Raw genomic sequence first — 13,582 nt, 5'->3', positions numbered from 1 at the left:
TTGACCACTCTTCATCTGTTAAACTGCTTGAGTACATAAGTAATAAAAAATACTTTTAATCTCCCGGTACACCAGATCCCAAATGGGTTCTATACCTAATGCCCCCTTTACTGCAATTCAAATCTTGCTTGAAAGAAGCGGAGATACTTTGGCTCGTAAATCATTTTGAGTCCGCGTAGGCGATCGCGATTATAATAAACTTCTTCAACTGCCTCAGCAGTCAGATCCATGTGAGCTTGGGTGTAAACGCGGCGTGGAATAGTCAAACGTACTAGTTCTAACTCTGGATAATAATTATCGCCTGTTTCTTTGCTGCGCCCTGCGGAAACGATCCCCCGTTCCATTGCTCGAATGCCTGCCTCTAGATACAGTTCTGCTGCTAGACGTTGTGCCGGAAATTGGTCTTGGGGGATTTGTGGTAAAAAGCGTTTGGCATCTAAATAAATGGCATGACCACCAATGGGTACAACAATTGGAATATCCCAATCTAAAAGCTTTTGTCCAAGATACTCAACTTGCCCGACACGGGCACGAATATGATCATCTTTAACTGACTCTTCTATACCCCGTGCCATAGCTTCCATATCCCGCCCAGCCATACCACCGTAAGTATGTAGACCTTCATAGATTACTATCAGATTACGTGCTTCTTCGTAAAGGTTATAGTCATTCAGAGCCAGCCAACCACCGATGTTAACTAGTGCATCTTTCTTGCCACTCATGGTGCAACCGTCGGTATAAGAGCAAAATTCATGTAAGATGGTTGCGATCGCCTGGTTGGAATAATCCTCCTCTCTCTGCTGGATAAAGTAAGCGTTTTCCACAGCGCGGGTGGCATCAAGAATAATGCGGATACCGTAGGTTTGGGCTAACTGATATACCGCCCGCAGGTTAGCCATTGAAATCGGCTGTCCGCCAGCCATATTCACAGTTCCGGCGACGCTGATATAGGGAATACGTTCTGCCCCGACTCGCTCGATTAGGTCTGTGAGCTTTTGCAAGTCTACATTGCCCTTAAATGGATGCAGTGATTGGGCATCGTGGGCTTCGTCAATAATCACATCTACAAAGGTACCGCCTGCTAACTCCTGATGCAGCCTGGTTGTGGTGAAATACATATTGCCAGGTATGTAGTCACCTGGTTTAATTAGTATTTGAGAAAGGATGTTTTCTGCACCACGCCCTTGGTGAGTGGGCACAATATGGCGATAGCCGTAATACTTCTGGATGGTTGCTTCTAAATTGTAGAAATTTTTGCTGCCGGCGTAAGCTTCATCACCCAGCATCATCCCCGCCCACTGGTAATCGCTCATGGCTGAGGTGCCGCTATCAGTCAGCAAATCAATGTAGACATCTTCAGAACGTAACAGAAAAGTATTGTAACCGGCTTGGGCGATCGCCTGTTCGCGTTCAGCGCGAGTAGTGATTTTTAATGGCTCAACCACCTTGATTTTATATGGCTCTGCCCAAGAGCGACGGCGGCGCGGGGAAGTTTGCTTGGCGTCGGTCATAGATTGATTCTCCTTCATGCAGGTTAGCCGAATATTTGCATACCATTTTGGTTGCTTATACTTGCTGTTGCCAACACCGTCATAACTAGTTTTAGCGCTCTTTAGGGGCACACCACTGAGCTATTGGTTCAATTCGTGCTTGCTGCATCAATTCCAAAACTTGCGATTTATTACAACCATAGGTAGATGCTAATAATTCCTCACCTTGTTTTTTTGCCTCGTCGGCAGATACACCAAAGGTGATGATTTCTTCGTCTTGGTTAGCTGTAATTCTCTCAACTGGAATCATACAGATATATTGCGGTTCATTATGTCTTATTTGTTGCACCATTATTTACCTACCAATCTCACTGTTAATTGTGTCTATTTTCAAGTCTAGATAAATCACGAGTGAAAGTGAAACAGAGTCACTATTTACGTAGTTTGTGATTTGAAAAACACTAACTTTTATCCGTGGTTAACACAACATTAAGAATTCTCTCAAAATCACCAAATTTTCGAGTGTAAACACTTACGTATGGGACAATCAAGTTAAGCATCAACAAATATTTTTTTGTAAACTTTTGTTTGTTTTTTAGATTAGTAATGCGTTGAGACATATGCATTGGCGTAGGTGTAGCCCGTCGGAGACATCGCTGCATGGATTAATTTAAATCTCTGTTGGTTAATCTCTGGGAATCAGCAAATCAAGGCTGATACCCCCAAAGATGAACTTTTTTTTTACTCAATGCAGGCTTAATGCATTGAGTCAGTACAAGTTTCATAAAAATTGGAGGTTATAAAATGGCAATTCGGAATAATTTAGTCGCCAATTTCTGGCAAAGAGTACAAAAAGATTCAGTTAGTTGGGGATCGTTAGCCCTTTGGATCAGTGCATTAGTTGTTCTATTAGTAATGCTTACAATGTTTGCTAACGCTTAATGTTAGCAAGGTTATTCTAGTTCCTGGGTAGCAGCCTGGGAACTAAGATAGGGTAGGCTTTCATCCCTAGAAAACTCAAATTATGAACTGCAAACTTCTGGTAACAGTCGTAGTGCTAACTACTACTAGCTTTGTTACTCCTGTTAAATCTCAAGAACCTACTATCGACACTTCAGCAAAATCGAATCAAGTTTTGAATGCTTGTGTCCAAAATCAAGCAGAAACTTTACCAAATCCCTTTAGTGATGTGCCAGCAGACCATTGGGCTTTTAAAGCAGTTATGACTATGCACTACTGCGGTGCATTTCGCAAGGCAACACCACCAGCTTTATTTCAAAAACTGCAACCAACAAATAACCAACAGCAACCGCAGAAAAAACAGCAGTTTCAAGAGTAGGGCGTTGATGACTAAAAATATGAAAATCTCACGCAGATAGAAGTTTGAGTAACAAAAGCCGCCGATTGAAATTTCGATGGGCGTTGAGAGCAACAGAGGCAAAAAAAAGCGCCTTTATCGTGTGGTTTAAATAAATAAAAGCTGCTGTAAATAGGTTATAGCAGTCTTCAATGAGTCCTGAAAAATATAGATAAGGAAACGAACCGCCATCTCTACGAGAGGCTTCCGTCAACGCGCTGCGCGATGCCCTGAGCTTGCCGTTGGCGCAGCCTCTCGTAGAGAAGGGTCTCGTTAGAGAAGGACGCAAAGAGAAGAAAGAAGAAAGAGATATGTAATTTTCACAAATGATTTAGGATTGCTATAGAGGGCTTTGTAGCTTGAATCAATCTACCTATACGATACCAGCAAACAAAAAAGTTATCGAATTGAGAGTTAAAACGTCTGGTTGGGGTGCAACGACGCACTTTTGATGAATTTACCTCTATCGGTATACTATGATAGACATCTTGCAATGTATTTAAACCCAGGAGGGAGATACCTTGCTCTCCTCGCAATATAGTTCACTCTATTCGGGTGCTATATGTAAAAAGTCAATCCAATAACCAATAAATAGTTAGGCGTGACGTGTATGGTTAACCTTGCAGATTCCTTGCGCGAACTGAAGACCATTCTCGGCCGCCAAGATATCCGCGCGGCTGTCATCTTCTTGAACGGACTGACCGAGCATCGCTTCACAGCGCTGTATCGGTTCGATGAAGAAACACTACATAACGTTTGCTTTTTCGACCGGGAGAATCCGACGCAAAAGTTAACGCCGGACATTCCGGTGATGGCCTCATATTGCGTTTTTGTCCGTAGCAGCCGCGGCACGTTCACGACACCTGACTCGCTCCAAGATGACCGGGTTCGCGGCCACCCGAAGTGGCAAGAGGTGCAATCCTACTGCGGCGTGCCACTGCTGGATGAAGACGGCAAGATGTTCGGGACGATCTGTCACTTCGACTTTTGCCCAATCCCAATAAGCGACATAAACGTCGAGCTGATGGAGGCGGTAGCGCCATTGATAAGAAAAATCGCATACCGCATACCGTCGTGATCAATGATCCAATCAATTAACCTGCCTAACTATGCCAAAGCTTACGCACAGGTAATGGAAAATCGAACCACAGAGAAGCCAGTGCGTTGGGCGGGTTCCCCGACTTGAAGCAACTGGCGCGACGCAGAGAAGCCAGTGCGCCATTGCGGTTCCCCGACTTGTACCCCTCCGGGGAAGCAAGCTACGCGCAGCCTCTCCCCTTCTGCCAAATGGGAGAGGCTAGCGCCTGCCGTAGGATGCCCGAAGGGCTGTAGGGAGAAGCAACTGGCGCGACACGGAGGAATAAGAGTTTGAAAGGTTTTTTGCGTAAGTCCTATATGTGTTCGAGGGCGGACACGCCAAAAGCACGCGCCCCAGTTAATGCGGACGTTATGCCGCCTCAAGTTATCTGGGGGATTTACTTTTTACTTTTTACATTGCCTGCAACACTTGCCGAATGATATCCGATGGCACCTCATCGGTAACTGTCACTACACCAATCTCCGTTGGTAAAACAAACCGCACTTTCCCTGCTTTGACTTTTTTATCTAACTGCAACACCTGAATAATTTCTTCAATATTCACCCCAGATGGTAACTGAGTTGGTAAACCAGTTTTTTGAATTAAAGCATTTTGACGTTCCGTGTCTTCCTTTTGCCACAGTCCCAAATCCACAGCAATTTGACCGGCTGCTACCATGCCAATAGCCACTGCTTCACCGTGATTCACCAGCCGATAACCAGTCAAGCTTTCCACTGCATGACCGATGGTATGTCCATAGTTGAGAATCGCCCGTAATCCGCCTTCTTTTTCATCTTTGCCAACAACATCAGCTTTAGCTTGACAAGAGTGCGTTAATATGAAATTTATTAGCTCAGGTTTTACATAGCGGAGTTGGTCGAGGCGTTTACTTGCTTCCAATTGGGCAAACAATTCAGCATCCCAAATTACGGCGTACTTAATAACTTCTGCCATTCCTGCCCGAAACTCGCGCATAGGAAGAGTTTTTAACACATTTGGCTCAATTAATACTAGACGCGGTTGATGGAATGCCCCAATCAAGTTTTTTCCGTGGGGATGATTCACGCCAGTTTTGCCACCAATTGCCGAATCCACCATCGCTAAGAGAGTGGTAGGCACTTGGACAACATTAATGCCGCGCAGCCAAGTTGCGGCGGCAAAGCCAGTCATATCGCCAATTACACCTCCGCCCAAAGCCACCATCGTAGAAGAACGTTCTAGGCGGTTTTCCAAGGCGATATCGTAGAGTTTTTGGATGGAATTGAGGGTTTTGTAGCGTTCACCAGGTGGTAAGGTGCAGCTAGCAACTTCAAATCCAGCAGATGTCAGGGATGCGATCGCTCTTTCCCCAAAATGTTTTAAAATCGTCGGGTTAGAAACTAGCAATACCTTCTTGCCTAGCTTGAGACTAGCCATCTGTTGACCCAGTTGATCTAAACTCGAAGGTGCGTTAGCGGAGCTTACCGCAGGTATCACAATCTCATAAGACTGCTCTGGTAAATTTACATTAATTACAGAAGTCATTACCCACCCCAAACAAGCGCCAGTGGGCTGTATTCTATCGCAATCTGGGGAGTGGGGATGTAAGAATTTTAGATTTTAGACTTCGGCTACGCTCAGTCGAACGATTTTGGATTAAAGAATTGAAATTTAATCTAAAATCATCAATCCAAAATCCAAAATTGAATTGCCCAATACCCGATGCCCAACAACTAATGATTCAATAGATTTAGGAAGTATTGTGGAGAAAAATAAATGTTTGCAATTGCAGCTTACATCGGCTTTTTAGCTTTGTTCTTTGGTTTGGCTCTTGCTCTGTTCTTCGGTCTGCGGACTGCCAAGATAATTTAACCAAGACTCTTGTGGGGCGGGCAGCGTTCGACTGAGCGCTCACGCCGAAGTCTTGCCTGCCCTCAGTTTACTAAGGACGGGCGAGACGCCCATCCCACAAAAAGATTTTTATCCCACAACAGCTGGACTTGCCATTTTCTCCTGCCTTTGAGAAGGCGGACGCATTCCTAAACCAAGTAAATTCAGCATTTCTCGGTCAGTATCGTAATCTGGACAGGGAGTAGTCACTGTCAACATCTTGTTGTCGTCACTGGAAAAGATAGAATTGGCTCCTGCCATAAAGCAGAAAGCTTGTTCTACTTCAGAAAGTCTAGCCCTACCAGCACTAAGACGCACATCGGAAGCTGGCATTAAAATCCTGGCTGTGGCAATCATCCGCACAATATCCCAAATGGGAACATCAGGCTGATTTTCTAAGGGTGTGCCTGGTACTTGTGAAAGAATATTAATTGGCACTGACTCTGGATGCGGATGTAAGTTTGCCAAAGTTTGTAACATCCCAACCCGGTCATCAACAGTTTCGCCCAAACCAAGGATACCGCCGGAACATACAGTAACATTTGTCTGACGGACATTCTCAATTGTGTTCAAGCGATCGCTATATGTCCTTGTGGTAATAATTGTGCTGTAATATTCCTGCGAGGTATCTAAATTATGGTTGTAGGCGTAAAGTCCGGCTTCTGCCAATTTCCTAGCCTGATTTGCTGTCAACATACCCAGCGTGCAGCACACTTCTAAACCCATTGCGGTTACATCCTTGACCATTTCCAGGACTTCCTCAAATTGGGAGTTATCCCGGACTTCGCGCCAAGCAGCACCCATGCAGATGCGACTAACACCAGTTTCTTTAGCTTTTTGAGCAATGCTAACTACCGTTTCCTTTTCTAGGAGTGCTTGCGCCTTTACCTCTGTTTTATAGCGGGAAGATTGGGCACAGTAACTACAATCTTCTGGACAACCTCCCGTTTTAATCGATATGAGCTTACAAACTTGTATTTTTGTTGGGTCATGATATTGGCGATGCACGCTAGCAGCTTGATAAATAAGCTCTAGCAATGGCGCGTTGTATATCGCCCGAATCTCTAATTCCTGCCAATCGTAGCGTATTCCCACCACATCACTATCCTTCTTGTAGACTGGGTTAATCAAGAGCTGTCTTTTGGTTGAATTTCCTGCGGTACCGCGTTTGGGCAAAGCGATTTTCTTGAAGTTATGCCACGCACTGCGCTTTATTACCCATTGGCTCTCAATCCTTCCGCTCTAGATATTAGACATCAGCTTATCAAGATTTTGGTTGAATGACAGATTACCAGCAAAAATACTCACCTGCAAGTAAAGCAAAAGGATGGCGTTTTTGGCAAAAGACCTATGCCTACACCACTGATTATCCAAATTGGAACATAATAATACAGCTAATCTCACTGCTGCTAAACCGCAGGTATGAGAGAATTTACAAAATCTAGTGAATGTTCTGGAAAGAGATCCCGTCGATTAAGTAGTTTATGATATCAGAACTGCCATTAATTACAAGCGATCGCCTGTTCTTACGAGCGGCTATCCATGAAGATATACCCCTAATTCTCAAATACTTTATTCATAATAAAACTTATCTGACTCCATTCTACCCTCTTTGGGCTGATGGTTTTTTCACTGAAGAATATTGGCAATATCAGATAGAGAATAGTTTTCTGGAATTTCTTAATGGTCAATCGTTAAAGCTATTTATTTTTACCAAAAAAAATCCGACTGTAATTATTGGAACTATCAATTTTAGTAATTTTGTCCGAGGAGCCGCTCATTTTTGCTATGTGGGATATAGCCTTGCTGAAAGTAAACAAGGTAAAGGATACATGACAGAAGGACTAAAAGCCGCAACTCAATATCTATTTCAAGAGTTAAATTTTCACCGAGTCATGGCTAATTATATGCCTCACAATCGGCGCAGTGGCAATGTACTTAAAAGACTAGGCTTTGTCATTGAAGGATATGCTAGAGACTATTTGTTAATTAATGGGCAATGGGAAGATCATATTCTCACGAGTCTGACAAATCCTAACTGGCAAACACCTAAATTTTAACCAGCTATTTTTCTAAGAAAATAAGTAGTTAGTACCGCAAGGCAAAAGTCAAAAGTCAAAAGTCAAAAGTATTATGGAATAAGCTCTTTAGGGCTTTTTAATGGTCTGCTTATTTACGCTGTGCTGTACTAGGTGTAAATAAATTAAAGTTTCTAGTGAGTTAGCGCGGTCTTCTCCTTAGCGATTGAATTTTACTAACCGACATCCTTATAATTTTTGTTATTTAGTCTGTTTTAAGTAGCTCAACTTACTGAAAGATAAAACATTAGGAGATAGATCCCCAACTTATCAGATAAATTGGATATCTGGGTATTATGTTTATTTATACACAGCTAATTAACAAATTCGAGACATCAGTTAGCAATATTTATAAATTCATCGTAAATCCATAATAAATACACAACAACTCCACAAGCAAATGCAATAGTAATGCTTGTTCACTCTCCGGCTCAATTACCAAGGTTCGTTTTAGCCGATGTGTCCAATTTTATTAAATGATTGAGGAGTTTTTCAAAATGTCCATTAATTCTATAAAGCGCTTATCTGTCTTTTCTACTATCTTCGCCTTTGCTACAATCTTACATGCAGTTGTGTTGGCAGCAACACCTCCAAGTTCTGTCACTACACCACCTACACCAGCTTCAAAAACTCAGAGTAGTGCTGCACCACACCAGACAATGAAACTCACAGACCAACAGCGCCTGCAAATCAAAGTGGCTCGCCAGCAAAGAGATAAGGATATTAAGGCTCTATTAAACCCGTCCCAAACTACTAAATTTAAAGCAGCACTGCAATCCCGTCAGAGAATCAGAATAGTGTTAAAATCTTTAGATTTGAATCAAGATCAACAGAAACAGGTTCAATCAATTTTGCAAACTTATAACCTGCAAGTAAAACAAATTCTATCTTCACAGCCATCACAACCAACATCAAACTCAGTAGGAGTTACTCCATCAACACCACAACCAATTAAAAAGTAAAAAATCAGTTTTATTTAATTAAGGTTAAGTTTCGGAAGACTGGCGGATTTGCTGCAAACTTCGGTTGAGCCAGTCTTCATACCAATCAGAAAAACTCAAAGGCTTATCTTCATCGCTATTTGGATGAAAATCATCAGGGTCAGCGTTATGGAAAGCATGACAAAAACTCAAAGAAGCAGCATATATTCCATTATCATTAGTCCGGTCATCTATCCAGATTTTTCCTGACTGCTCCCCGGTAATGACTAACATCCCATAAATTCCACAACCATAATTTGTAATGGGAAGAGTGCCCTGGATGAATTTATCATCGAAGTAGGCATCATTGTTGGTAATAAAACCTGTATTATTCTTGACAATCATATCCAAATCATTCCATGCTTCTGTAAAAGGAAATGGTTTAGAGAGAATTTCGTAGTTCTCGTGGTATAGTTTTTCTGGGATGACATCTTCATATTCAATTCCCGACAGTCCAGATAAGCCGTATCCTGGCCCCGCACCACCATTACCAACTTCTAAGAGAAAGTTTCGATATTCACCTGGTAGCGTAATATTGTATCTGGATTCAAACACTTGAATATCTTTATTAATCAAGCGAGGTTTAAATTGATATTGGTGTGATTGTGAGCCAAAAACCTCAAATGTAGCGTCTAAAATAGCTAATTGAGTCAACTTTTTTTTGAATTGTAAAACTTTATCCATTATGCGCTCCAGATTTTGATGGTGGCGCTGCCATATTTTAGATATGGGTCGCTTTTTGCGTCTATGCTGATGTTTGAAGCCAGAGGTAGTATTAAGGGAAGAATGAATTAAGCTTTGCTCGTAATGACTCTGGCTGAAACTCCAAACTACAAGAATTCTAGCAATCCTTTTCTCACCCTCAACTACGAAAGCGCCTTGGAATCTCTAGGCGATGACTACTATGATGAGGTTGCAGCAGCGGAATTTCCACAACACCTCCTGCGTTGGCGTAACGATGCACTACTGCCCCGTTTAGGTTTAGACCCCCAACTAGTCAAAGACGAAGATTTTATCACAGCCTTTGGGAAATTTCAGGGGCGTAAACCCTTGTTGGCACTGCGTTACCACGGCTATCAATTTGGTGAATATAACGGACAGTTGGGTGATGGTAGAGGCTTTCTCTACGGGCAAGTACGCGCCAATGATGGCGAATTGTACGATTTTGGCACTAAAGGTTCTGGGAGAACGCCTTACTCCCGTGGTGGCGACGGTATGCTCACGCTCAAAGGTGGAGTGCGGGAAGTTCTGGCTGCGGAAGCACTGCACTACTTGGGTGTACGTACCTCGCGCTGTCTGAGCATGATTGAAACAGGTTTACCACTCTGGCGGGGCGATGAACCTTCGCCTACCCGTTCAGCTGTGATGGTCAGAATGAGCAGTTCTCATATTCGGTTTGGCACTTTTGAGCGACTGCACTATTTCCAGCGTCCAGATTTAACTAAGAAGCTGTTAGACCACGTAATTGAGCAGTATTATCCACACTTAAGTGCTGAACAAGATAAATATGCCTTGTTTTACGCCGAATTAGTGAAACGAGTTGCAGAATTAGCAGCGCAGTGGATGGCTGCTGGCTTTTGTCATGCAGTCCTGAATACTGACAATATGTCAATTAGCGGAGAAAGTTTTGATTATGGACCTTATGCGTTTATCCCTAGTTATAATCCCTACTTTATAGCTGCATATTTTGACTATTCTGGACGCTACTGTTACGGTAATCAACCAAGTATTTGCCAACTGAATCTACAAATGCTCCAAGAACCTTTAAAGGCGATTATTGATAAAGGTGAAATGGAAGCTGCATTAGTCAGGTTTGGTGAATATTATGAAGCCGAATACACTTCTTTGATGTTGAAAAAGTTGGGTTTTGAGGATTTGCTACATCCAGAAGCTGACGAACTCTTGAATCTAACGATTGAATTCTTGAAAGAGAGCCAAGTTGGTTATCACCAATTCTTTTATGAGATGGCTCGTACTTTTTCATCTAAATGGCGAGATGAACCAGGTTTTGTGATGAACAGTTCAGATATTGTACCAGTACCGGGTGCGTCAGGAATTTTTGATGATTGGTGCATACTGTATCATCAAATTTTGAATGATTTGGAGTGCGATCACATCGATGTAATTGCCGAAACTCTAACAGTTAATAATCCGCAAACGGTATTATTAAGACCTGTGATTGAATCTATTTGGGAATCAATTGCTCAGGAAGATAATTGGCAACCTTTTTATGAGTTAATCAAGGTAATTCAGTCTAGGAGATAGTTTGCAAGGGGCAAGGCTTGTACCGAAAATATTTTTTTCCTTTGCCCCTCTGCTTCCCTGCTTTCTTGTCAATATACTAAGTAATTCCTCAGAGGAGATTTTAAAAGTAGTTGGTTGTGATTTTAGGCACTTTTAGGCACTTATTGATCTCCGCTTTTTTAAGAGAGCCACTGCGGTCTTCTCTCAAGATGACTAAATTGTAGTTGTCAAATTAGCTTTGATAATCACGTCATTGAAATCCTTGTCGCCACCACCAGGCAAATCCTCAAAGCCAAAGGTGTTACTTGCTAACAGACGAATGTGATCCGACTGATCAGAATTAGCACCCAAGAAGGGGAAATAAACCGTCGGATCATTATTAGAATTATTATCTAAAAGTGCATCAGGTCTACCATTAACAATAATAAAGGGAACAAAAATCGCACCAGGTTGGAAAGTAGCAGTGGAAGTAGCAGTAGCTTGATTACTCGCAGTCAAATCAATACCAGCAACCCGACCACGCACAGCAGCCTGAGTATAACCAGCCTGTCCCGTGAGAATATCAGCCTTGCCGTCGCCATTGGTATCAATCCCACCATTTTCATCAGTTACCTGATAAAAGCCGACGTAATCGTTGTAAGACGCCTCTCTGTAAACGCTAAATTCAGCTTTGACTGATTGTTTGACATCTCGCAAATCAATTACTTCCCCTTGGAATTGACCTTGGAGATTTGTACCCAAAGGTAAAGCTTGATTTGTTTGGTTAATTTTCACCACCAAATCATTAAAATCTGTGGCACTTTTACCAGAAGTATCCTTCCAAGCTAGAGAGAAACCATCATTACCTAAATCTATAATTTTTTGGGTTGAGACACTAGAAAACAGTAATTTTCCGATAGAGTTAGGATTGTTGCGTACAGCATCAAGCGTACCGTCTTGGACTAATAAGAATCTAAAATTCTGACCAGAATTCAATTCCAGCAGCCTGCTGAGATTATTAGTATCAAACCCATTAGGGGTATTAGCGATCGCAGATAAAATTACCTTTGAACGTTCTAAAGCAGCTTTAGCATAACCTTCAGCACCAGGAGCAATACCGTTAATCGTACCTTTATCATCATCAACAGTAAATAAACCCAGTTCATTCACCAGCTGAGAATTGTGTCCAGTGAGTTTGATTTCCAGTTTGGTTGTGACATCCTCACCTTGAATGTTGAAGACATCATCATCCGGGTTAGTCAGACGGTTGGGTATTTCGTCACCATTATTAACATTAATAGTCAACCCCTTCTCAAAGGTGAGATTACCATCATCAGTGGTACGGACGCGGATTTCGTAACTAGGCTTAGTTTTAAAGTCGGGAGAATTGTTGATTTTGAGGGTATTGCCATCAATAGTGAAGGCATTATTATCAACATCGTCAATTCCCGAAACTAAGCTGTATGCGAAATTATCGTTTTGATCTGGATCGGTGCTGCTGAATGTGCCAATGACGGTGTTGGCTGCTGCTTTATCGTTGACATCAGTCTTATCCAACGCCAAATCTGTGGGTGCATCATTAACGGCGGTGAGATCAATGTCGCGGGTAGCAGGGTTGCTATTTAAGCTGCCATCATTGACGACAAAGCTGATGGTGCGGGCGGTGGTGCTGGGGTTCTCGCTGCTGTTTTGATAGGTAACAGATTGTAGTGCAGTTTGATATTGGGTGACGGTGGCACTGCCAGTTAAGGTTAAGACACCATTGGTATAACTGCCAGTAATGCCATTTTGGTTAGTGAAAGCGAGAATATCTTCTGCACTAGCTAAACCGTTAGTAATGCTGACGGTGGCGCTGCTGAGGTTGGGGGAGTCGGCATCGCTGACGCTGATGCCAGCGTCGATGATTGTGGCGGGGTCGTTTTCGGTGTAGGCGAGGGCGGTGTTGGTGGCGGTGGTGACTGGGGCAAGGTTAACATTTAGCAGCACTGAGACGGTATTGCTGCTGGCGTTAGCGGCAGCCAAGTCGAGCTTGCTGTCACCGTTGAAGTCTCCCACTGTTACTGATCGGGGATTACTGCCGACGGTGAAGTTGGTGGCAGTGGCAAAGCCGCCTGTGCCGTCGCCTAGCAGCACTGAGACGTTGTTGCTGGCGTGGTTAGCGGTAGCTAAGTCCAGCTTGCCGTCGCCATTGAAGTCTCCCACTGTTACTGACACAGGATGACCATTAACGGTGAAGTTGGTGGCAGTGGCAAAGCCGCCAGTGCCATCGCCTAGCAGCACTGAGACGTTGTTGTAGTAGTGGTTAGCGGTAGCTAAGTCGAGCTTGCCGTCGCCGTTGAAGTCTCCCATTGTTACTGACTGGGGACCATTGACGGTGAAGTTGGTGGCGGTGGCAAAGCCGCCTGTGCCGTTGCCTAGCAGCACTGAGACGTTGTTGCTGGAGCGGTTAGCGGTAGCTAAGTCGAGCTTGCCGTCGCCGTTGAAGTCTCCCACTGTTACTGAATACG

General features: G+C 43.2%; 12 protein-coding genes. 6 read left to right on the top strand and 6 right to left on the bottom strand.

Features of this window, described 5'->3' with window-relative positions; genetic code table 11:
• Window positions 1-107: 107 nt before the first annotated feature.
• On the bottom strand, window positions 108-1,511 hold the full coding sequence (locus V7K49_RS00890; RefSeq protein ID WP_335204140.1) for a tyrosine phenol-lyase: 1,404 nt from the start codon (window positions 1,509-1,511) through the stop codon (window positions 108-110).
• A 91-nt stretch (window positions 1,512-1,602) separates the two neighbouring features.
• Window positions 1,603-1,842 (bottom strand): hypothetical protein, encoded by a 240-nt coding sequence (locus V7K49_RS00885; RefSeq protein WP_335204139.1) that lies wholly within the window; start codon window positions 1,840-1,842, stop codon window positions 1,603-1,605.
• A gap of 672 nt (window positions 1,843-2,514) precedes the next feature.
• Between V7K49_RS00885 and V7K49_RS00880 the strand changes: the two genes are divergently transcribed.
• The gene (locus V7K49_RS00880) at window positions 2,515-2,829 is read left to right on the top strand and encodes an S-layer protein (RefSeq protein WP_335204138.1); all 315 of its coding nucleotides are present in this window, start codon (window positions 2,515-2,517) and stop codon (window positions 2,827-2,829) included.
• A 628-nt stretch (window positions 2,830-3,457) separates the two neighbouring features.
• On the top strand, window positions 3,458-3,925 hold the full coding sequence (locus V7K49_RS00875; RefSeq protein WP_334869544.1) for a GAF domain-containing protein: 468 nt from the start codon (window positions 3,458-3,460) through the stop codon (window positions 3,923-3,925).
• A gap of 411 nt (window positions 3,926-4,336) precedes the next feature.
• Here V7K49_RS00875 and aroB read toward each other — a convergent pair whose 3' ends face one another.
• Window positions 4,337-5,449, bottom strand: coding sequence for a 3-dehydroquinate synthase (aroB, locus tag V7K49_RS00870; protein WP_335204137.1), 1,113 nt, complete (start codon window positions 5,447-5,449; stop codon window positions 4,337-4,339).
• Window positions 5,450-5,680: 231 nt separating this feature from the next.
• Here aroB and petL point away from each other — a divergent pair, with 231 nt between their 5' ends.
• Window positions 5,681-5,776: a cytochrome b6-f complex subunit PetL gene (petL, locus tag V7K49_RS00865; protein WP_273765714.1), complete on the top strand. Its 96-nt coding sequence runs from the start codon at window positions 5,681-5,683 to the stop codon at window positions 5,774-5,776.
• Window positions 5,777-5,884: 108 nt separating this feature from the next.
• Here the strand turns inward: petL and bioB are convergent, their stop codons facing one another.
• Window positions 5,885-6,892, bottom strand: coding sequence for a biotin synthase BioB (bioB, locus tag V7K49_RS00860; protein WP_335204141.1), 1,008 nt, complete (start codon window positions 6,890-6,892; stop codon window positions 5,885-5,887).
• A gap of 386 nt (window positions 6,893-7,278) precedes the next feature.
• Here bioB and V7K49_RS00855 point away from each other — a divergent pair, with 386 nt between their 5' ends.
• Complete coding sequence (locus tag V7K49_RS00855) at window positions 7,279-7,854, top strand: GNAT family N-acetyltransferase (protein ID WP_334869539.1); 576 nt, start codon at window positions 7,279-7,281, stop codon at window positions 7,852-7,854.
• Window positions 7,855-8,369: 515 nt separating this feature from the next.
• Window positions 8,370-8,834 (top strand): hypothetical protein, encoded by a 465-nt coding sequence (locus V7K49_RS00850; protein ID WP_335204136.1) that lies wholly within the window; start codon window positions 8,370-8,372, stop codon window positions 8,832-8,834.
• A gap of 24 nt (window positions 8,835-8,858) precedes the next feature.
• Here V7K49_RS00850 and V7K49_RS00845 read toward each other — a convergent pair whose 3' ends face one another.
• Window positions 8,859-9,536, bottom strand: a complete 678-nt coding sequence (locus V7K49_RS00845; protein ID WP_335204134.1) for an SMI1/KNR4 family protein — start codon at window positions 9,534-9,536, stop codon at window positions 8,859-8,861.
• 123 nt (window positions 9,537-9,659) lie between these two features.
• Here V7K49_RS00845 and V7K49_RS00840 point away from each other — a divergent pair, with 123 nt between their 5' ends.
• Complete coding sequence (locus V7K49_RS00840) at window positions 9,660-11,117, top strand: protein adenylyltransferase SelO (RefSeq protein ID WP_335204133.1); 1,458 nt, start codon at window positions 9,660-9,662, stop codon at window positions 11,115-11,117.
• A gap of 192 nt (window positions 11,118-11,309) precedes the next feature.
• On the opposite strand, the gene V7K49_RS00835 is transcribed toward V7K49_RS00840, so the two are convergent.
• On the bottom strand, window positions 11,310-13,582 hold a 2,273-nt coding region (locus V7K49_RS00835), incomplete at its 5' end, for an FG-GAP-like repeat-containing protein (protein ID WP_335204132.1).

This window comes from Nostoc sp., from assembly GCF_036919675.1.
Classification (GTDB): domain Bacteria; phylum Cyanobacteriota; class Cyanobacteriia; order Cyanobacteriales; family Nostocaceae; genus Nostoc.
This window is presented reverse-complemented; position numbering and strand designations above follow the sequence as displayed.